We start from the raw sequence: 19320 nt of genomic DNA on the forward strand, positions 1-19320 counted from the left end.
TGCCCGTATCGCATCCTGTGGAAGCAAACCCGGATCGAGTCCGGGGCAGGCTCTGGTCGCGAACGCCTCGTGGTGCCTGATTCCGCGTGCCGGACAGCACGCGGCTCAAGCCGCTCCCACAAGGCGGCAGTGGATCGCGCACAATCGATCATGCTTGATCGAGCATGCTCAATCGATCCGGTAGACGCGGGCCTTGGGCAGGTCTTCGTCGACCTGCAGGAACCAGCGGCCGGCGATCCCCGGCACCACCACGATGTCCGGCGTCTCGAACGGCTTGCGCAGCTTCATGCTGCCCTTGAGCACCTTCCACTGCTGGCCGTTTTCCAGCTCGAAGACGGTACCCGGCGCCCAGCCCGCCACGCTGCCCTTGAGCCGGCTCTTGATCGGCTGGTCGCTGAAGCCCATCAGCGAGGTCGGGTCGCGCCTGGCTTCGCCCTGCGCGGTTTCGTAGCGCGCAGTCTCGACCGGCGGCGCCGCAGCTTCGGCCTGGCGCAGATAGCGATTGAGCAGCTCGAGCTGCTCCGGGCTCAGACCGACTTCGCGCAATTGCTCCGGGGTCAGCTTCTGCTCGATCCCCGTGTAGGCCTGCTGGGCGATGGCAAGGCAGGAGGCCGACAGCAATACCAGCAGCACGATTCCGGTGTTCACCCGCATGATGTTGCAACCCTGTCGACGCCGTGGCGGCGCGATGGCGAGCATGCGACGGTTTCGTGACAGTCCTGCGACAGGATCAGGCGCGCCGCAGCGACCAGAACGGAATGGTGCGGCGCAGCCGGTAGCCCATCCCTTCGTACAGGGCCATCGCGCGCGCATTGGCCTGGCTGACATGCAGGAACGGCAGTCTGCCGCTATGCAGGGTGTCGTTGCTCAGCATGGCGGTCAGACGCCGCGCATAACCGCGGCCGAGGAAATCAGGATGGGTGCAGATGGCGCTCATCTCGCGAAAGCCGGGTGCGCCCAGGCGCTCGCCGGCCATCGCCGCGAACCGGCCTTCGACATAGATGCCGAAATAACGGCCGAGCTCCATCGTGCGCGGACGGAAATAGTGCGGGTAGACCAGCGCGGTCAGCGCCAACACATCGGCGCGGTGTTCAGGGCCCAACTCAATGATCGGTGGTCCCTCCGGCACGGCCACTTCGCCGTCGCAGGCCATCTGCGCCAGGTCGTCGAACGCCTCCAAGGCCCAACCCTGCGGCACGCGCGCAGGCGCCACGCCCATCAGCAACACCGAGTCTCCCGGCGGCACCAGGCTGTCCAGCACGCCGCCGGTGTCCACTCCGGCGTGCGCCACGCCCAGGAACGGCGCGACGTCGGCGGGGAAGCGCCGCACCTCATCCGAGCCCAGCGCGAAATGCGCATGGAGGCTGTGCAGCGCGGACCAGAACGGATTGTCGAGCGGATGGTCGGAAGACATGGGTAAATTCTATCGGCGGCCGGCGCGGCGCCACACCCCGGGCAGGCATCTGGCCGTTGCCCGCGGTCGCGCGCGTTGGCAGTGCTGACCTCTTGCAGGAGCGTTTCCCATGTCCTCGACCATGACCCGCCGCCGGCTGCTCACCGTCCCGGTCGCGCTGGGGGCCTCCGCGCTGGTTCCCGGGTCGTACGCCGCCGCGCTGGCTTCCGAATCGCGCCCCTTGCCGGACCTGTCCGACTGGAATCGCGTACGTGCGCAGTTCGCGCTGGATCCCGGCTACGCGCATTTCGCCAGCTTCTTCATCGCCAGTCATCCGGCGCCGGTCCGCGATGCGATCGAGGCGTGGCGCAAGGCCATGGATCGCGATCCGTTCCAGGTGATCGAGCACGGCATGTTCGGCAGCGATGCCGACAACATCCCGATGCAGGTGACGGGGGCGATTGCGCGTTACCTGGGCGGCAATGCGTCGGACATCGCCCTCACCCGCAGCACCACCGAAAGCCTGGCCATCGTCTACCACGGGCTGCCGCTGAAGGCCGGCGACGAAGTGCTGGCCACCGTGCACGATCATTATTCCCACCACGAGTCGATCCGCCTGGCCACCGCACGCGCTGGCGCCACGCTGCGCAAGATCGCGCTGTTCGACGAGGCCGCGGACGCCGGCACCGCGGCGATCATCGACCGCCTGCTGCAGGCGGTCGCGCCGCGGACCCGGGTGGTCGGCCTGACCTGGGTGCATTCGAGCACCGGCATCCGCCTGCCGATCCGCGAGATTGCCGCCGCGCTGAAGGCAAAGCATCCGGACGTGTGGCTGGTGGTCGATGGCGTGCACGGGATCGGTGCAGCCGACGAAACCATCGCCACCATGGGCGCGGACTACTTCTGCGCCGGTTGCCACAAGTGGATGTTCGCGCCGCGCGGCACCGGACTCATCTGGGCGAACGCGGAGAACTGGGCGCGGCTGCATCCGACCATTCCGAACTTCAGCGAACTCGAGTCCTACACCGCCTGGACCGAGGACCGCGCGCCGTCGACGCCCGCCAACGCGGCGCGCATGACCCCGGGTGGCTTCCACGCCTTCGAACATCAATGGGCGATGGGCGCCGCGTTCGACATGCACCAGGCGATGGGCCGTGCGCGCGTGGCCGCGCGTATCCGCGAACTCAACGACCGGCTCAAGTCCAGCCTGGCGGGCAACCGCAAAGTCAAGCTGCATACGCCGATGTCCGGGGACCTGTCCGCGGGACTGGTCGCGTTCGAGATCGAGGGCATCTCGCCCGCCGATGTGGTCCGCCGGCTGCTTGAACGCCGGATCATCGCCAGCACCAGCCCTTACGCGGTCACCTATGCGCGGCTGGCGCCGAGCCTGGTCAACACGCCCGAGGAAGTCGACCGCGCCGCGCAGGCGGTGCATGCCATTGCGGCGTGAGCCAGAGCAAGTAAACCTGTGCGGCCCGGTTCACGGGTCCGTGCACACGCATCGCGCACATCGCGTGGGCTAGTTTGTCGACACACCGCCTTGGAGAGCCGCCATGCGCATCCTGCTCACCGGCGCCACGGGCCTGGTCGGCCAGGGCGTATTGCGCGTCTGCCTGGACGACCCAGAAGTCGTCCGCGTGAGCGCGCTGGGCCGCCGCGCGAGCGGTCAGGTCGACGCGAAGCTTGAGGAGCTGCTCGTCGCTGATTTCGCCGACCTCGCGCCGGTCGAAGACCGGCTGCAGCCTTTCGATGCCTGCCTGTACTGCGCCGGCGCCCTGCCGATCGGCGCGGAAGCCGAATACCGCCATGTCACCGTCGATCTCACCCTGCACGTCGCGCGCGCGTTCGCGGCACGCAATCCGGCGGCGCGCTTCGTCTACATCTCCGGCGCCCACTCCAACCCCGACAGCGCGATCATGCCGCTCAAGGTGAAGGGCGAAGCCGAAGCGGCGCTGGCCGCGCTGCCGATCCGCACCATCATGTTGCGCACCGGCGGCGTGCAGCCGGTGCACGGGGTGCGCTCGCCGCATCCGGCGATGGCAGCGCTGTATACCGTCGCTGGACCGCTGATGGGGTTGGGTCTGAAGCTGGTGCCTGGCCTGCTCACCAGCACCGAGAACGTGGGCATGGCGATGCTGCAGCTGCTGCGGATGCCCGACCCGCCGGCGATCGTCGAGAACGATGCCATCAATGCGCTTGCCGATGCCTACCGCGCGTCTTCCGGCCCGCCTAGCGCGCAGGATTCGTCCGCACCGTAACCAGCCCCGCGGCGATCCGCCCGACTTCAGCGATCACCGCATCGCGTTGCGGGCCGGCGGCCTCATCGGGCGCGTCGTAATACGCGGCCACAAGCAACGGCCCACGTCCCGGCGGCAGCAGGATGCCCACATCGTTGGTCGCGCCGCGTTCGCCGGTCCCGGTCTTGTCGCCGACCAGCCAGTCCGCGGGCACACCGGCCCGCAGGCGGCGTCCGCCGGTGGAGCTGGCGAGCAGCCAGTCGCGTAGCTGGGTGCGTGAGGTCGCCGACAACGCATCGCCCACCAGCAGCGCGCGCAGGGAAACGAGCATCGCCGCCGGCGTGGTGGTATCGCGCTCGTCGCCCGGCGGTACGTCGTTGAGCTCGGGTTCGATCCGGTCGAGCCGCGTGGCCGCATCGCCGAGCGTACGCGCGAACGCAGTCAGCGCCGGCGGGCCGCCGAAGCTGGCCAGCAGCAGATTGCCGGCGGTGTTGTCGCTGACGGTCACGGCCGCCTGGCACAACTCGGCAAGCGTCATGCCCGCGCCGACGTGCTGTTCGGTCACCGGCGAATAGGTCACCAGTGCGTCCCGGTCGTAGACGATGCGTCGATCGAGCTGTTCCTCGCCGCGATCGACCCGCGCCAGTACCAGCGCCGCCGCCAGCAGCTTGAACGTGCTGCACAGGGCGAAGCGCTGCTCGCCCCGGTGGTTGATCCGCCGGCCGCTGTCGACATCGAGGATCGCGACCCCGAGGCGGCCGCCGTGGGCGCGTTCGAGCGCCATCAGCTTCGCAACCGGACCTTCCGGATCGACCTCCGCAGCGGCGGCGTGGCGCAGGCCACCGGCCCACGTCGCGGCGCCCAGGCCGGCCAGCAGCAGTTTGCGACGCGAGCAATACGGATCCATCGCATCACTCTAACCGGGCGTGGATCAGGCTTGCGCCCACGAAGCTGAATTCGGCGGGGCGCCGGTTGGATCGACATGTCGATTGCCGCCTTGCCGCTTCGTCGTACCAGCAAGGCAGGCCGATGCACCGCGGTCGCGATGCCCTGCCCTTGCAACCCAAAGGAGATGAGACATGCCCTATATCGACGGTTTCGTGCTCGCAGTCCCCACCGCCAACAAGCAGAAGTTCATCGATCATGCCAGGACCGGCGATTCAGTCTTCGTCGAGTACGGCGCCAGCCGCGTGCTCGAATGCTGGGGCGACGAGGTCCCCGACGGCAAGCAGACCGATTTCAAGCGCGCCGTGCAGGCCAAGGACGACGAGAGCGTGGTGTTCTCGTGGATCGAATGGCCGGACAAGGCGACGCGCGATGTCGGCATGGAGAAGGCGATGAAGGATCCACGGCTCACGCCCGAAAACAACCCGATGCCGTTCGACGGCATGCGCCTGATCTACGGCGGCTTCGCGCCGGTAGTCGAGCTGGGCGCGCGATAGGCGGCCCGCATGCGCAGGATCATCGTCGCGGCATTCACCAGCCTGGACGGCGTGATGCAGGCCCCGGGCGGTCCGGACGAGGACCGCAGCGGCGGGTTCGCGTACGGCGGCTGGGTCGCGCCCCACTTCGACGAGACCGTCGGCGAAGCCATGGGCGAACTGTTCTCGCGTCCGTTCGAGCTGCTGCTGGGCCGGCGCACGTACGACATTTTCGCCGCGCACTGGCCGCGCGTACCGGACGACAACCCGGATGCCGACATCGCGGCGCTGTTCAACGGCATCACCAAGCACGTGGCGACGCATCGCCCGGACTCGCTGGACTGGCAGAACAGCCAGGCGCTGGGCGAAGACGTCATCGCCTCGCTGCGCGTGCTCAAGCAGGGCGACGGACCCGACCTGCTGACCCAGGGCAGCAGCGATCTGGTGCAGCAGCTGCTGGCCGCCGACCTCGTGGACGAGCTGCGGGTGCTGGTGTTCCCGGTCGTGCTGGGACGGGGCAAGCGCCTGTTCGGCGAGGATGCGGCACCGGCGGGACTGATGCTGCGCAAGTCCGTGACTTCGCCCAGCGGCGTGGTCATCGCCAACTACGAACGCGCCGGCGAGGTACGGACCGGCTCGTTCGCGCTCGAGGAACCGACAAAGCCCTGAACCGGTACTCGCAGGCAGCAGTCGCAAGGCCCCCGGGACGTCCCCCGGGGCCTGCGTTCTCGCCTATTCCGCCTGTTCCAGCAGCTCGTAGGCGCGCACGTAGTCGACCTGCAGCGTCGCCGGAAACACGCTGTCGTCCACCCCTTCCTTGCCGCCCCAGTTGCCGCCGACCGCGACGTTGAGCAGGAAATGGAAGCGCTGGTCGAACGGCCACGCATCGGGCCCGGTGCCTTCGTTGGCGAACGCGAACATCGGGATATCGTCGATGTAGCCGCGGATGCTCTCCGGAGTCCAGTCCACGCGATACAGGTGGAAGTCCTCCATCACCCCGTCGACGAGGCGGGTGGCGGTGCGCTGGGTGCCGGCCACATGGTTGTAGGCCTGGGTATGCACGCTGATGTGCACGCGCTCTGGGTCGAAGCCCACGTGTTCCATGATGTCGATCTCGCCCGAGCGCGGCCAGTCGCCGTACTTCCAGTCGGTCGGCAGCATCCAGATCGCAGGCCAGGTGCCGCGGCCCGAGGGCAGCTTGGCGCGCACCTCGAAGCGGCCATAGAGAAAATCGCCCTTGCCCTTGGAGATCAGCCTGGTCGACGTATAGGCACGGCCGTCCCTGGATTCCCTGCGCGCAACGATATGCAGCACGCCGTCGCGCACGAATGCGTTGTCCGCGCTGTCGGTATAGAACTGCAGCTCGTTGTTGCCCCAGCCGTGGCCACCCAGGTCGTAGCCCCACTTCGCCGGATCCGGCTTGCCGCTGTAATCGAACTCGTCCTGCCACGCCGGCGTGGATGCGAAGGTCCAGGCCTTGTCTGGCGTGGACGACGCAGCGCGCGTCCCGACGCCCCCTCCGGGAGTAGCACACGACGCCGTCGTCAGCAACACGGCCAGCGTCGCGAATCTCGTGGTCATTGCGAAGGCATGCATGGTCTGCTCCGGGGCTGCGAGTTTGCTGGCGATGGTGCGCCGGGCTGCGTCAGAAGAACGCGATGCCCGGACGCAGCACCAGCTGGAACAGCGCCAGCAGCGCGAGCACCGCCGCCAGCGGCCCTGCGATCGGCCACGACCGCGACCCGGTTCCCACCACGGAGCGCGCCTGACGCCATGCGCCCGCCTGCAGCCAGACAACGCCCACCACGGTGACGACCACCGGAACGATCAGCACTTCGATCCATTCCCGCGGCACCCGGAACGGCACGATCAGGCCGATGGCCAGCAGCGCCGGCAAGGTCGCCGCCAGGAACACATAGCGGTGACGGGCGCCGGAATCGGCGACCTGGGCCGGATTGCCGGCCAGTTCGAGCAGCGGCTTCAACAGCCACAGCGCGAAAAGCGGAATCGCGACCAGCGCGAGCAGCGCCACCAGCGTCCTGGCGCTCTCGCCCATGCCCAGGTATGCCATGGCGCGTCCGGCGTCGCCCTGCGGCAGCAGGGCACCCGTCGCCAGCTGCGGCAGCGCCATGAACACGCCGCTGAATGCCAGCCAGAACAGAAGCAGACGCCACCATGCCGCGCCCGTGTTTTCGCGCCGCAGCCACCATCCGCATGCGATGCCGAACAGCAGCGTGGCCAGCACGCCGGTGCCCTGGAACAGTTCGGCCAGCGGATGCGTGCCGGACCAGCTGTGGTTGTTGTGGAACAGGGTCGGGCGCAGCCCCGGCACCAGCGCCTTGGGCAGCACCAGGAACAGTTCCTGCACGAAGAACACCAGATTGAACGCGAGCACGTAGAGCAGCATCGAGACCAGGCTCATGCGCCAGTTCCAGGCTGGCAGCGGGCGCACGGCAAGCGCGCGCTGGCCGCGCGTGCGCGCCCAGCCCAGGACGGCGTAGGCCATCGGCGCGACGACAAGGACCAGCAGGATGGCGATCGGCAGCATGTGTGTCCGCATGCAGAGCATGCATGGAGGAAACCGACGCGAGGATACGTCAGCGCCCCGTGCTAAGGACACGGGGGCGGAATCGGAATCCAGGCAGCCGGCACATGAACATCCGCGCGCAAGCCATTAGGATGGCCCGGTTCCGCTGCGAGGAGCATTCCATGCGCCGCATCCGGCACGACCCCGACGGCCTGCGCCTGCCGATCAAGCTCGACAGCACGAGCAATGGCGAATTCGTTCCCGTTCCGCTGGAGCCGGTCCACCACCATGCGCGCAGGCTGGCGCTGGAGAACGCGACCGCGCACGCGCGCCGTGTCGGCCAGACCCGGCGCGATTTCCTCGTCTCCTCCTGCGGCGCGGCGACCACGCTGCTGGCGATGAACACCGCATTTCTCGCCGGCTGCAGGCGCGGGGCGTCGTACGAGGTACCGAAGGAGGCGGCGCTGGAACCCGCGGCCGCGGACGCGGCGCTCGGCGGCAACGAATTCATCTTCGACGTGCAGGGTCATTTCGTGAACCCGACCGGCGCATGGACGCGCGCCCTGCCCGAGGGCGCACGCCCGCTCGGCTTCGTCGACATGAGCGGCTGCGCGGCGGCCGACGCGCCGGGGCTCGACTACCTGCGCTGCGTGGGAAGCGAGGAATTCATCAAGGACATCTTCCTCGACTCGGACACCGACCTAACCGTGCTCAGCTTCGTGCCTTCCACCCGCGAGGACGAGCCGCTCACCATCGAGGAAGCCGCGGCGACCGCCGCCGTGGTGGAGAAGATGGAGGGCACGCACCGGCTGTACCTGCATGGCCGGGTCAACCCCAACCAGCCGGGCGATGTCGAGGACATGCAACGCCTTGCGGAGCGGTTCGACATCGCCGCGTGGAAGACCTACACGCAGTGGGGCCCGGACGGGCGCGGCTTCTTCATGGACGACGAGCCCGGCCTGCGCATGATCGAGGAAGCGCGGCGCCTGGGCATCCGCAACATCGCCATCCACAAGGGCCTGCCGTTCGGCCAGAAGTCCTACGAGCACAGCACCTGCGTGGACATCGGGCGCGTCGCCAAGCGCTTCCCGGACGTCAACTTCCTGATCTACCACTCCGGATTCGTCACCGAGAAAGGCGAATGGCCTTACGATCCCGCGCGCAGCGACGGCATCGATGCGCTGCTGACCTCGCTTGAGGAAAATGGCATCGGGCGCGGCGGCAACGTCTACGCCGAGCTCGGTTCGACCTGGCGCTTCCTGATGCGCGATCCCGACCAGGCCGCGCATGCGCTGGGCAAGCTGTTCGCGCGCCTGGGCGAGGACAACGTGCTGTGGGGCACCGATTCGATCTGGTATGGAAGTCCACAGGACCAGATCCAGGCGTTCCGCACGTTCCAGATCTCGCCGGAGTTCCGCGAGCGCTTTGAATACCCGGAGATCACGCCGGCCATGCGCGCCAAGGTGTTCGGGCTGAATGCGCTCAAGCTGTATCCGGTGCCCGAGGATGTGCTCTCGAAGCATCTTGCGAAGGACGCCATCGCCGCGCGGCGCGAGGATTACCGCAATGCCCCCGACCCACGCTTCGCCACCTACGGGCCGAAGACGCGACGCGAATTCCTGAATCTGCGAGGCTGGGGCGCTGCCTGAGCGCCCACGATCGTGTCGGCGCGCGTCGCCCCTGCTACAGCGCGGCGTACCACTGCGCGAAGCGCTGCCAGGTCGGGGTGCCCGGGACCAGCAGGATCGATGCATGCAGGGCGACGAACAGCCCGAGCAGCACGACGAAGGCGCGGCGCCCGCGCGCCGCATGGCGATCCAGCCAGATCAGCAGGCCGAGGATCGCGTAGATCACCGAGAAGCTGATCCACACGTAGAACGGCGGCGGCACCGAGGGCACCCAGAAAATCATCACCCGCGCCAGCGAGGGATCGATCAGGGTCAGCGCGGTGCCGGCCATGTAGCGCGCGTGCAGCGCGGCGTCGCGGCGGTGGCGGATGCCCAGGCCCCAGACCACCATCAGGATGGTTGCGCCGGACATGCCCAGGTACAGGATGGTCTGCTGCATCGGCAGCGCCGCGACCGGCGCCGAGGCGATCCGCTGCTGCGCCAGCACCAGCGCGGTGACCGCGATCATCGGCACGACCAGGTAGGAGGCCTTGCCGATGCGCCTGTGCCAGGCCCGCTGCCGCCCACGGATCAGCATCGGCTGGGCGATGAGCATCGCGATCCACGCGAGCATGGAGACCGCATGCAGATGGGCCAGCTTCTGCGCAGCGCCGAGCGCGCCGAAATACGGCTTCCAGAAGCCGAACACTGCCACCCCAAGCAGCAGCAGGACCCACGGCCATGCGCCGGTGCCCCAGATGCGCGTGCGCTGGAAGTAAGGTGTGGTCGTCATGGCAGCCCCCGATGCGTTCCACACCAGAACGGCATCAGGGCGCATTAACGGTCAGCAGCGGGCATGGCTCCTGGAACCCGCCTGGGGCACCGCACTCAGTGATCTGCCGCGGGGCACGCTGGCGGCCACGACGGATCCGCACCGGGGTGCAGATCGACCAGGAACAGCTCCCCCGAGTCCTCGCCTTCCGCCTGCGCAAACAGCAGGCGCTTGCCATCCGGCGACAGCAGCGGTCCCACCTGGAACACGTCCGCGCGCGCCGGCACCTGACCGCGCTCGCGCCAGTCTTCGCCGACCCGGTCGTAGACGTACAGGTGCGAGCGTTCGCCGCGGTTGGCCACCACCACGATGACCTTGCCGTCGCGCGACAGGTCGGCTTCGTATTCGTCGGCCGGACTGTTGACCGGCGCAGGCAGCGGCTCGACCCGCCACTGCCCGTCCGCCAGCGGCGTGGCCATGAACAGATCGCGCCCGCCCGGACCACCGCGCCGGTCGGATCCGAACAGCAGGCGGCCATCGGGCTGCTCGCGCGGCAGCAATTCGGTGTGCGGTGAGTTCACCGGCTCGGGCAGCCGCTGCGGTGCGCCCCACGCGCCATCCGCGCCGCGCTCCACCTTCCAGATGTCCAGGTCCTCGCCGCTGTGGCGCGCGCTGCCGTAGTACAGGCGCTGGCCGTCGGGGCTGAAGGCCGGATCGGTTTCGAGCACGCCGGGCGCTGCGGCGAATGCGGGTTCTTTCGGCGCCGACCAGCGTCCGTCCTCGCAACGCGAATGCAGCAGGCGGTAGTTGTCGAACTGACGGTCGGCGCGGAAGAAGAACAGCTCGTGGCCGTCGGGCGAGAGCGTCGGCGAGGATTCGTACTGGTCCGTCGCCAGTGCCGGCGGGGTCCAGCGCACCGGGGCCGCCATGGTCGGCGCGTCTTCGGCGGGCGCGGCTTGGCAGGCCAGCAGACCCGCGAGCAGACACGGGCCAATCGCATTGCGTGCAGGCATCGGGCACTCCTCGTCGAACGCCGCAACATCCTAGGCGCGGCCGCTGCGGGTCGGCTGCGAAATTTATGCAAGGCAGCCTTGAATCGCACGATCCAGGCGCTTCGGGATCGGGCGTCGGGCGCCCTTGTGCGCTTACGGACGCGACATCTCGATCAGCCGCCGCACCGTATTGAGATTGCGCGCGGTCCCTGCCTTCGCTGCTGGCACCTTGAGCTTCGAATCGCGCATGCCGTCGCCGTAATCGACGTAGATCTCGCGCCGGCCCAGGGCGATCCGCTCGCCCTGCCGGTGCGTGACCCGCTCCAGCGCGTCCGTCGGTGGCGCGGCGTCGAGGAAGCTGACCATCAGGCGGTTGCCGGCGGCGTCCGCGAACGGGTTCGCCGCCACTACCGCCGCCAGTTCGGCATGGGTGCGCACGAGCACGCTCACCGGCCTGCCGAACCAGCCGGCCAGCGCGGTTTCCAGCGCGGCCTTGACCGAGGCTTCGGTGCCGGTGGCACGAAACACGACGTTGCCGCTGGCGATGTAGGTGCGCACTTCGGCGAAGCCGGCCGCCTCGCACAGCGCCCGCAGCTCGGCCATCGGCAGCTTGCCGGTGCCGCCGACGTTCACCGCGCGCAGCAGCGCGATCCAGGTCGTTGCCTTCATGTCCTCTTTCGTCCACGTGGCGCGGCGGCGCGCCTACACCTTCATTGTCTTCCACCCGCCGCGCGAGAACAGCCACAGCGTGAACAGGCCCACCGAAGTCTCGGAGACGAACACCGCCCAGAACACGCCGGTCGCTTCCCAGCCCATCTGCAGGGCGAGCAGCCAGGCCAGCGGGATCTGGATCAGCCAGAAGAACACCAGATTGATTCGGGTCGGGGTGACCGTGTCGCCGGCGCCGTTGAAGGCCTGCACCGCCACCATCCACCAGCCGTAGACGAAGAACGAATACGACAGGATCCGCAACCATTGGGCACCGACCGCGACCACCGCGGGATCTTCGCTGAACAATCCGACCAGCCGGTCCGGCAGCAGGAAGAACAGCACCGACACGACGACCAGATAGGCCATGTTGTACCAGCCGATGCGCCAAACCGAAGCTTCGGCGCGATCGGGCTGCTCGGCGCCCAGGTTCTGCCCGACCAGTGTCGCCGCCGCGTTGGACATGCCCCAGGCCGGCATCATGGTGAACATCATGATGCGGATGGCGATGGTGGCGCCGGCCACCGCCTCGCTGCCGATGCTGGCCAGGATCCGCATCAGGAAGATCCACGAGGTCATCGCCACGATCATCTGGCCCACGCCGCCCAGCGAGGTGCGCACGATGTGCCAGAGGATCGCGCCGCGCCAGACCAGCTGCGAGGTCAGCACGCGGATGTGCTGGCCGCCGCGGAACAGGATCCACAGCTGCATCAGCACGCCGGCGCCGCGCCCGACGTTGGTGGCGATGGCCGCGCCTTCGATGCCCATGGCCGGGATCGGACCGAAGCCGAAGATCAGGATCGGGTCCAGCACGATGTTCAGGCCGTTGGCCACCCACAGCACGCGCATGGCGATCGCCGCATCGCCCGCGCCACGGAAGATCGCGTTGATCACGAACAGCAGCATGATCACGGCGTTGCCGCCGAGCATCCATTGCATGTAGCGGGAACCGTGCTCGAGCGTCCAGGCGTCGGCCCCCATCAGCGCCAGCAGGTCGCGCGCCCAGACGATGCCCGCGACCGCGAACGGCACCGAGGCCAGCAGCGCTATCCACAGGGCCTGCACCGCGGTGACGGCGGCTTCCTCGCGCCTGCCTTCGCCGATGCGCCGCGCGACGAGGGCGGTGATGCCCATCGCCAGGCCCATCGCGATCGAATACAGCAGGAACAGATAGCTCTCGGTCAGCCCCACGGTGGCCACGGCGGAAGAGCCGAGTTTGGCGACGAAATAGATGTCCACCACCGCAAACGTGGACTCCAGCACCAGCTCGAGCACCATCGGCACCGCGAGCAGGAACACCGCGCGGCGCAGCGGAATCCGGGTGTAGTCCGCGCCGGTGCCGCGGATGGCATTGCGCAGTTCGGCCCAGAGCGAGTAGCCCCCGGCCGGGGCCGCCATCGTGGCGGCGGAATCGTCGGATAGCGAAGGCTGCGGTTCGTGGCTCATGCTGGATCGTCCTGCGGGCCGTGGCGGGAGGTCGCGGCGGCGTATCACGCGCCGGCCGTTCGAGGATACGACGGGCCGGCCGGAGGAATTTCGACAACGGCGCCCTGATCGCGATTCAATCCGGCCGCCGCCGTTGCAGCGGGCGCAGGCGCGCCTTCGGCAGGCTGAGGGTCAGGCCCGCGTTCCGGCCGGCAAGGGTGGCGATGCGGTACTCGGCCGCCGTGCCGATGGCCAGCGAGCTTTCCGGGAACAGGATGCGGGGCGGGGTCGTTCGATCGCGTACGGGCTTCTGCAACGGTGACGACCGGTAGCCACGCGTGACCACGTTGAAGTGGGCGCAGACCCTCAAGCGGCAAGGCGGCGCTGCTCGCGCGACGGCGTGCCTGCACTCCGCCCCTTCGGTTGCACTGCGCTTTCCATTGTCGAGGTTAAGCATGCCCCACTACGGCAAGTATCGCGGCACCGTCCGTGACAACGCGGACCCGCTGCAACAGGCGCGCCTGCTCGTCGCGGTGCCCGCTGTGAATGGCGCGTCGACCGCTTGGGCGCTGCCTTGCCTGCCGCCCGGCGCGAGCGCGACGCTGCCGGCCATCGACAGTGCCGTGTGGGTGGAGTTCGAGGCAGGCGACCTTTCGCATCCGGTCTGGTGCGGGGTGTACTGGACGGACTCCGCGCAGGTGCCCGCGCCGTTGCGCGATCCCGGGATGCAGGCACCGGAAGCCATCGCGCTGCGCACCCGCGACGGTGCCAACCTGCAGATCGACGCGCAAGGCATCGTGCTGGATAACGCCAAGGGTGCGATCGTCAGCCTGCGCGGCCCAGTCGTTTCCATCAACCACGGCGCGCTGGAGATCGTCTGATGGGCACGCCCGTGGTGACGATCGCCTCCACGCTGCTATGCGCCCATGGCGCCTCCGCAAGCGCCATCCCAGGCACCTCCCGCGTATACGCCAACGGCGCAGCATTGCTGTGCGTGGGCGATCCCGTCGTCGTGGCGGACTGCCCTGGGCCGCAGGCGCAACCACGCTGCACTGCGATCCAGCTGGAGGGCGCCGCGCGCGTGCGGATCCTGGGCCGGGCCGTGGCCTTGGGTTTCGATGCCACATGCGAGCCGAACGGTTTGCCTGCGGGCGTGATCGCGGTCAGTGAACGCGTGCGGGTTCGATAACCGTCGCGAGAACCACACCGCACTTCCGCGATTGGAAACGAAGCCATCCGCCAGCTGCACTGCAGCCAGTTTGTGATGCATTTCGCCTGCGAACCATGCACGGTGTCGTGTGATGCCGCAGGCATTTGCGTTTCTGTGACCAAACCACATCGCCTTGCCGTCGCGACAGCAGTGCGCGCGGGCAAGATATGGGCACAGCGGCGGCCGCGCCTCCGCAGGAGCCGTCGCGATGTCCGCCATCCTCGTCCTGGGCCGCGTTCTCATCGTCGCCTTCGCCGCGTGGTGTCTCACGACGATCACGACCGGCGATGCGCTGGCGGCGGGGACTGCCTATCGCGGCGTCAACCTGGCCGGCGCCGAATTCAACGCCGGGCGCCTGCCGGGCACCGTGCACAAGGATTACACCTATCCAAAAACCAGCGATGTCGATTACTTCGCCGGACGCGGCATGAACGTATTCCGGCTCCCGTTCCGCTGGGAGCGGCTGCAGCCGGCGCTGCAGGGCGAGTTCGACGCCGCTGAGCTATCCCGCATCGATGCGTTCGTTGCGCACGCCACCGACCAGGGCCACTTCGTGGTGATCGATCCGCATAACTACGCGCGCTATCGCGGCGAGGTGATCGGCAAGGAGATCGAGGCCGCCGCGTTCGCCGATCTGTGGGCGCGGCTGGCGACCCACTACCGCGACAATCAGAAAGTCATCTTCGGGCTGATGAACGAGCCCAATGGCATGCCGACCGAACTGTGGCGCAACGACGCCAACGCCGCGATCCGCGCGATCCGCGCGGCCGGTGCCAACAATCTCGTGCTCGTTCCCGGCAATGCCTGGAGCACGGCGGGGACCTGGTTCCAGGACTGGTATGGAACCCCCAATGCGACGGCGATGCTGGAAATCGAGGATCCGGGCAACAACTTCGCGTTCGAGGTGCACCAGTATCTCGACGGCAACTCTTCCGGCACCTCGGAGACCTGCGTCGACGCGACCGTCGGCTCGCGACGGCTCGAAGGATTCACCAAATGGCTGCGCATGCACGGCAAGCGCGGTTTTCTTGGCGAATTCGCCGGCGGCCGCAACGACACCTGCCATGCCGCGCTGGAAGACATGCTCGCGCATGTCGAAGCCAATGCCGAGGTCTGGCTCGGCTGGACCTACTGGGCGGGCGGCCCGTGGTGGGGCGAATACATCTTCACCCTGCAACCCACCGGCTGTCCCACCGCCTGCGTCGATCGTCCGCAGATGGCTGCATTGCGGCCGTATCTGGATCCGCCGTAAGGCGGGAGATCGCGGCGCCGCAACGATCCGTGCGGGCGATGGCGCAAGCGCCGCGCGCCAGCGCTAGCGCGGCCCGAAACGTTTGACCGAGAGCGCGGCCGCCTTCGCACGCTCGGCTTCGCGATTCTTGGGCGGCACCACGGTGATGAGCGAATCGATCAGGATTCTGGCCGCCTCGCTGACCTGGTCGACCGCCCGCTCGAACGCGGCCTCGTTCGCCTTGGACGGCGTATTGAAGCCGCTGAGCTTGCGTACGAACTGCAGCGCCGATGCACGGATCTCGTCCTGCGAGGCAGGCGGTTCGAAGTTGTAGAGCGTGCGGATGTTCCTGCACATGGTTCCTCCGGTTGAATGGCCGTTCGGGACGCCCGCCGTCTGGCAGCGGGACGATACCCGGACGACGAACCAGGCTGCACGCCTTCGACCATCAGCCCCGGAGGACGAGTTTCGAGGTGGGTCACGACCCCGTTGCGGGCCCGTCGACCGCTGGCTAGTATGTTGACTAAGTCAACATAGAGCCCGCCATGGACGTCGTCCAGGAAGTCAGACGGTTCAACCGCTACTACACGCGCCTGATCGGGCTGCTCGACGAACACCTGCCCGAGACCGGCTACTCGCTGCCGGAGGGCCGGGTCATCTACGAGCTGGCCACCACGGGCCAGCAGACCGCCGCAGACCTCAGCCGCAGCCTGGGGATCGACAAGGCCCAGCTCAGCCGGCTGGTCCGCACCCTCACCGCCCGCGGGCTGGTGACCAGCGCGGTGGACGCCAACCATGCCAAGAAGAAGCCCCTGTCCCTGACCCCGGCCGGCCGGGTGGCCTTCACCGAACTCGACCACGGCTCGCACCTGCGCATGGCCGGCCTGCTCGAACCGGTGAGCGAAGCCGGGCGCAAGACCCTGGTCTCGAGCCTGCGCCGGATCCAGGACACGTTCGGCGCGCCCGAGCGCGTGCCGGCACCGGTGAGCCTGCGTCGGCCGGTCCCCGGCGACCTGGGCTGGGTGATCCATCGCCAGGCTGTGTTGTATGCCCACGAATACGGCTGGGACTGGACCTACGAAGCGCTGGTCGCGAGGATCCTGGGCGAGTTCGCGGCCGGGTTCGATCCCGCGCGCGAAGACGCCTGGATCGCCGAACGCGGCGGCCAGATCGTGGGTTCGATCTTCCTGATGGCCGGCGACGAACCCGGGGTCGCCCGGCTGCGCCTGCTCTACGTCGAGCCAGGCGCGCGCGGCACCGGCCTCGGCCGACGGCTGGTCGAGACCTGCATCGCCCGTGCGCGCGAACTGGGCTACCGCCGGCTCACCCTGTGGACCAATGACGTGCTGACCGCGGCGCGACGGATCTACCAGGCCACTGGCTTCGAACTGACCGCGCAGGCCCCGCACCAATCCTTCGGCAAGGCGCTGGTCGGGCAGACCTGGGACCTGGCGCTGTAAGGGCGCGTCGGTGCACACCAGGTGCGCTGCAGGTTCCCGTCTTCGACCCAGATCGCCACAAGCGCCGATCCGCGAGCTGCAACGTGACCTAGGCCCCGATTCGTTCTTTTTGCACGGTTGATCCCGCTGCCGGTGGCCCATCGCCGGGGCCCCCTGCGTTGGCAGGTGGAAGTCGCGCGCATCGGGCCTGCGACCCATCCGGGAGAAGCGCATGCAGACCGAAACCATCGACGGCACCGTCGTGAGTGCCGCTGTCCAGCGAGCCACGAGCAAGGTCACGGTCTATTCCGAAATCGTGTTCCGCCTGGCGGACGGCTCCGAACGCCGCATGGACAAGGTGGCGGTCGCCCCGGGTGTTGCCGAGGCCCTGCAGCCCGGGTCGCGGGGGCGCTTCTACGCCTACAAGGCAATCGACCACAAGGGCATCATCGCCGCACGCACGCAGGGGGGCCACGCGGCGTTCGTCATGCCCAGCGGCAACGAACGGATCATGCTGATGGCGGCCATCGTCGGCTCGGCCTATTTCATCGTCATGCTCATGACGCGCGGCGGGCTGAGCCTGCTCGCGCTCGCGCTTGGCGTGCTGGGCGGTTTCGCCTACCACTCCTACCGCAAGCTGCGTATCGAAAGCCGCGCGCGCTACGACGCGGACAGTGGCTACGCGGCGGCATCGCTGGCCCGGTCGGAACCCTCGACTGCCGGCGAGGTGAAAAGTACCTGATGCTCGCAGGCATGCATTTGCGCGACACGTGTGGAGCGTGACCTCGCCCTTGCGGGAGTTCCTGAACGGAAAAGTCTGCCCCGCATTCAAGTCGGTGAACGCCTTCAAGGACGGCCCGCACAGCGGTAGCCCGCATGCCTGTGCAGCGTGATTGCGATATCGTTCGACCCCTTCCTGATGTCGGGACAGCATGACAAGACGCAGGCAAAGCGGGCTCGATAGCGTTGCAGCGTTGCCCTGGCCGGTGGGGATCGTGCTCGGTGTCGTCGGCTTCGTCGCGATCCGCTACGGAATCGGCTGGTTCTTCGGCGCATCGGACGGACGCATCGGCCAGGAGATCGCCGACCAGGCCTCGGGCGGAATGCTCGCACCGCTGGCCTGGCTGGTGATGGGCCTGTGCTGGTTCGCGGCCCTGGTGTCGTACCTGCGCGGCCGCGCGCGACGCAAGCTGCTGGATGCGCAGACCGGGCTGGAGAGTTTCAACCGCGCGCACTGGCGCGAGTTCGAACTGCTGGTCGGCGAGGCGTTCCGCCGCCAGGGCTACGCGGTGGAAGAAACCGGCCAGGGCGGCGCCGATGGCGGCATCGACCTGATCCTGCGCAAGGGCGGGCGCACGACGCTGGTGCAGGTGAAGCGATGGCGCCGCGTGCAGGTGGATGTGCGCGTCGTGCGCGAGATGTACGGCCTGATGGTGCATCACCGCGCCGACGCCGTCTGCATCGCCGCCCTCGGCGGCTTCACCCGCGCCGCAGAGCGCTTCGCCAGCGACAAACCCATCGAACTGATCGACGCGCCGGCGCTGCTGGCACTGGTCTCGAGCGTGCAGCAGGACGGGGGCATCGGGAGCATCGAACCGTCGCAACCCGATCGCTCCGAAGCGGCTCCAGCGGCCAGAGCGGCACCGGCGTGCCCGCACTGCCGGGCAACGATGATCCTGCGCCACAACAAGTCGACCGGGGAAGCGTTCTGGGGATGTTCCGCCTACCCTGCCTGCCGCGGCACGCGCGCCACATCCGCGCTGGATTGAGGAAAACAGGGATCAGAGTACCAATTCCCTCCGCGGACGACCCGGCTGTCCGAGTCTTGCCCGTCGCTTCAACTGGTCCTCGATCTGCGCCTGGAATTTTGATGTGCCCAAGGCCCGCTGCCGCTGCACATAAAGGCGGATCGCCGCCAGATCTTCGTGCGGAATGCCCTGACCCACCAGTTCGCGATACCGGGCGCATCGCTGCCCTGCATCCACGCCAAGCCGCAGATAGACCTCGTGCGGCGTCACCGTCGCATCATGGCGACCCGTACCGTTGGCAGCGAAGCTGGACCAGCGGTAGGCCTGCGGCTCCGTCACCATACCCGCCCTCACCGGGTTCAGTTCAATGTAGCGATAGCAGGTCATTACATAGCGCTCGCTATTCACCAGGCTGGACTTGTATCGCCCTTCCCACAGCGTCCCGGTCCTGCCGGCCGAATCGTTGATGTATCGCACATATCGCCGCCCGACTGCCTGCATCATCCGCGCCACCGAACCGATGGCCTCCGGCGTGACCAGGAGATGCACATGGTTGGTCATCAAAACGTACGCGTGCACTCTGCAACCGGAGGCTGACGCCGCGTCGCGC

General features: G+C 68.1%; 23 protein-coding genes. 11 read left to right on the forward strand and 12 right to left on the reverse strand.

Annotated features, from left to right (window positions below):
• Nucleotides 1-168: 168 nt before the first annotated feature.
• Together MC380_RS11485 and MC380_RS11490 are read right to left on the reverse strand one after the other, a co-directional pair.
• A complete protein-coding gene (locus tag MC380_RS11485) occupies nucleotides 169-699 on the reverse strand; it encodes a hypothetical protein (protein WP_242164829.1) in 531 nt (176 codons plus the stop codon).
• 31 nt (nucleotides 700-730) lie between these two features.
• On the reverse strand, nucleotides 731-1414 hold the full coding sequence (locus MC380_RS11490; RefSeq protein ID WP_242164831.1) for a GNAT family N-acetyltransferase: 684 nt from the start codon (nucleotides 1412-1414) through the stop codon (nucleotides 731-733).
• A 109-nt stretch (nucleotides 1415-1523) separates the two neighbouring features.
• Between MC380_RS11490 and MC380_RS11495 the strand changes: the two genes are divergently transcribed.
• Together MC380_RS11495 and MC380_RS11500 are read left to right on the forward strand one after the other, a co-directional pair.
• Complete coding sequence (locus tag MC380_RS11495; protein WP_242164834.1) at nucleotides 1524-2843, forward strand: aminotransferase class V-fold PLP-dependent enzyme; 1320 nt, start codon at nucleotides 1524-1526, stop codon at nucleotides 2841-2843.
• Nucleotides 2844-2946: 103 nt separating this feature from the next.
• Nucleotides 2947-3651, forward strand: a complete 705-nt coding sequence (locus tag MC380_RS11500) for an NAD-dependent epimerase/dehydratase family protein (protein WP_242164836.1) — start codon at nucleotides 2947-2949, stop codon at nucleotides 3649-3651.
• On the opposite strand, the gene bla is transcribed toward MC380_RS11500, so the two are convergent.
• Nucleotides 3623-4537 carry a class A beta-lactamase gene (gene bla, locus MC380_RS11505; RefSeq protein ID WP_242164837.1) on the reverse strand — a complete coding sequence of 305 codons (915 nt, stop codon included), beginning with the start codon at nucleotides 4535-4537 and terminating at the stop codon, nucleotides 3623-3625. The two genes, MC380_RS11500 and bla, sit on opposite strands and share 29 nt — an antisense overlap.
• 172 nt (nucleotides 4538-4709) lie before the next feature.
• Here bla and MC380_RS11510 point away from each other — a divergent pair, with 172 nt between their 5' ends.
• Nucleotides 4710-5072 (forward strand): DUF1428 domain-containing protein, encoded by a 363-nt coding sequence (locus MC380_RS11510; RefSeq protein WP_242103102.1) that lies wholly within the window; start codon nucleotides 4710-4712, stop codon nucleotides 5070-5072.
• A gap of 9 nt (nucleotides 5073-5081) precedes the next feature.
• Nucleotides 5082-5720 (forward strand): dihydrofolate reductase family protein, encoded by a 639-nt coding sequence (locus tag MC380_RS11515; protein ID WP_242164839.1) that lies wholly within the window; start codon nucleotides 5082-5084, stop codon nucleotides 5718-5720.
• A 63-nt stretch (nucleotides 5721-5783) separates the two neighbouring features.
• On the opposite strand, the gene MC380_RS11520 is transcribed toward MC380_RS11515, so the two are convergent.
• Nucleotides 5784-6647 carry a glycoside hydrolase family 16 protein gene (locus tag MC380_RS11520; protein ID WP_242164841.1) on the reverse strand — a complete coding sequence of 288 codons (864 nt, stop codon included), beginning with the start codon at nucleotides 6645-6647 and terminating at the stop codon, nucleotides 5784-5786.
• Nucleotides 6648-6696: 49 nt separating this feature from the next.
• Nucleotides 6697-7599, reverse strand: a complete 903-nt coding sequence (locus MC380_RS11525; RefSeq protein ID WP_242164843.1) for a hypothetical protein — start codon at nucleotides 7597-7599, stop codon at nucleotides 6697-6699.
• Nucleotides 7600-7760: 161 nt separating this feature from the next.
• Between MC380_RS11525 and MC380_RS11530 the strand changes: the two genes are divergently transcribed.
• Entirely contained in the window at nucleotides 7761-9227 is a 1467-nt protein-coding gene (locus tag MC380_RS11530; protein ID WP_242164846.1) for an amidohydrolase family protein, read from the forward strand.
• A gap of 34 nt (nucleotides 9228-9261) precedes the next feature.
• On the opposite strand, the gene MC380_RS11535 is transcribed toward MC380_RS11530, so the two are convergent.
• From MC380_RS11535 to MC380_RS11555, 5 genes are all read right to left on the reverse strand, one after another.
• Nucleotides 9262-9978, reverse strand: coding sequence for a hypothetical protein (locus tag MC380_RS11535; RefSeq protein ID WP_242164848.1), 717 nt, complete (start codon nucleotides 9976-9978; stop codon nucleotides 9262-9264).
• 95 nt (nucleotides 9979-10073) lie between these two features.
• The gene (locus tag MC380_RS11540) at nucleotides 10074-10970 is read right to left on the reverse strand and encodes a hypothetical protein (protein ID WP_242164850.1); all 897 of its coding nucleotides are present in this window, start codon (nucleotides 10968-10970) and stop codon (nucleotides 10074-10076) included.
• Nucleotides 10971-11102: 132 nt separating this feature from the next.
• Nucleotides 11103-11618: a DUF1697 domain-containing protein gene (locus MC380_RS11545; RefSeq protein ID WP_242164851.1), complete on the reverse strand. Its 516-nt coding sequence runs from the start codon at nucleotides 11616-11618 to the stop codon at nucleotides 11103-11105.
• 33 nt (nucleotides 11619-11651) lie between these two features.
• Entirely contained in the window at nucleotides 11652-13103 is a 1452-nt protein-coding gene (locus tag MC380_RS11550) for an MATE family efflux transporter (RefSeq protein WP_242164853.1), read from the reverse strand.
• A gap of 115 nt (nucleotides 13104-13218) precedes the next feature.
• Nucleotides 13219-13539: a hypothetical protein gene (locus tag MC380_RS11555; RefSeq protein ID WP_242164855.1), complete on the reverse strand. Its 321-nt coding sequence runs from the start codon at nucleotides 13537-13539 to the stop codon at nucleotides 13219-13221.
• Between MC380_RS11555 and MC380_RS11560 the strand changes: the two genes are divergently transcribed.
• The 3 genes from MC380_RS11560 to MC380_RS11570 all read left to right on the forward strand — a co-directional run bounded on the left by MC380_RS11560 (nucleotide 13538) and on the right by MC380_RS11570 (nucleotide 15544).
• Nucleotides 13538-13963, forward strand: coding sequence for a phage baseplate assembly protein V (locus tag MC380_RS11560; RefSeq protein ID WP_242164857.1), 426 nt, complete (start codon nucleotides 13538-13540; stop codon nucleotides 13961-13963). The genes MC380_RS11555 and MC380_RS11560 overlap by 2 nt on opposite strands.
• Complete coding sequence (locus tag MC380_RS11565) at nucleotides 13963-14271, forward strand: hypothetical protein (RefSeq protein WP_242164859.1); 309 nt, start codon at nucleotides 13963-13965, stop codon at nucleotides 14269-14271. Before MC380_RS11560 ends, MC380_RS11565 begins: the two co-directional genes overlap by 1 nt.
• A gap of 229 nt (nucleotides 14272-14500) precedes the next feature.
• Nucleotides 14501-15544: a glycoside hydrolase family 5 protein gene (locus MC380_RS11570; protein WP_242164861.1), complete on the forward strand. Its 1044-nt coding sequence runs from the start codon at nucleotides 14501-14503 to the stop codon at nucleotides 15542-15544.
• 63 nt (nucleotides 15545-15607) lie between these two features.
• Here the strand turns inward: MC380_RS11570 and MC380_RS11575 are convergent, their stop codons facing one another.
• Nucleotides 15608-15880 carry a DUF2277 domain-containing protein gene (locus MC380_RS11575; protein WP_242164863.1) on the reverse strand — a complete coding sequence of 91 codons (273 nt, stop codon included), beginning with the start codon at nucleotides 15878-15880 and terminating at the stop codon, nucleotides 15608-15610.
• A 188-nt stretch (nucleotides 15881-16068) separates the two neighbouring features.
• Here MC380_RS11575 and MC380_RS11580 point away from each other — a divergent pair, with 188 nt between their 5' ends.
• From MC380_RS11580 to MC380_RS11590, 3 genes are all read left to right on the forward strand, one after another.
• Nucleotides 16069-16983 carry a helix-turn-helix domain-containing GNAT family N-acetyltransferase gene (locus tag MC380_RS11580; protein ID WP_242103088.1) on the forward strand — a complete coding sequence of 305 codons (915 nt, stop codon included), beginning with the start codon at nucleotides 16069-16071 and terminating at the stop codon, nucleotides 16981-16983.
• Nucleotides 16984-17194: 211 nt separating this feature from the next.
• Entirely contained in the window at nucleotides 17195-17704 is a 510-nt protein-coding gene (locus MC380_RS11585) for a hypothetical protein (RefSeq protein WP_242103087.1), read from the forward strand.
• 190 nt (nucleotides 17705-17894) lie between these two features.
• A complete protein-coding gene (locus MC380_RS11590) occupies nucleotides 17895-18731 on the forward strand; it encodes a restriction endonuclease (RefSeq protein WP_242164865.1) in 837 nt (278 codons plus the stop codon).
• Nucleotides 18732-18743: 12 nt separating this feature from the next.
• On the opposite strand, the gene MC380_RS11595 is transcribed toward MC380_RS11590, so the two are convergent.
• Nucleotides 18744-19320 (reverse strand): transposase (locus MC380_RS11595; protein ID WP_242164867.1); only part of this gene is annotated, 577 nt, incomplete at its 5' end.

It is taken from the genome of Lysobacter sp. M15 (assembly GCF_022662515.1).
In the GTDB taxonomy this organism is placed as follows: domain Bacteria; phylum Pseudomonadota; class Gammaproteobacteria; order Xanthomonadales; family Xanthomonadaceae; genus JAKPBU01.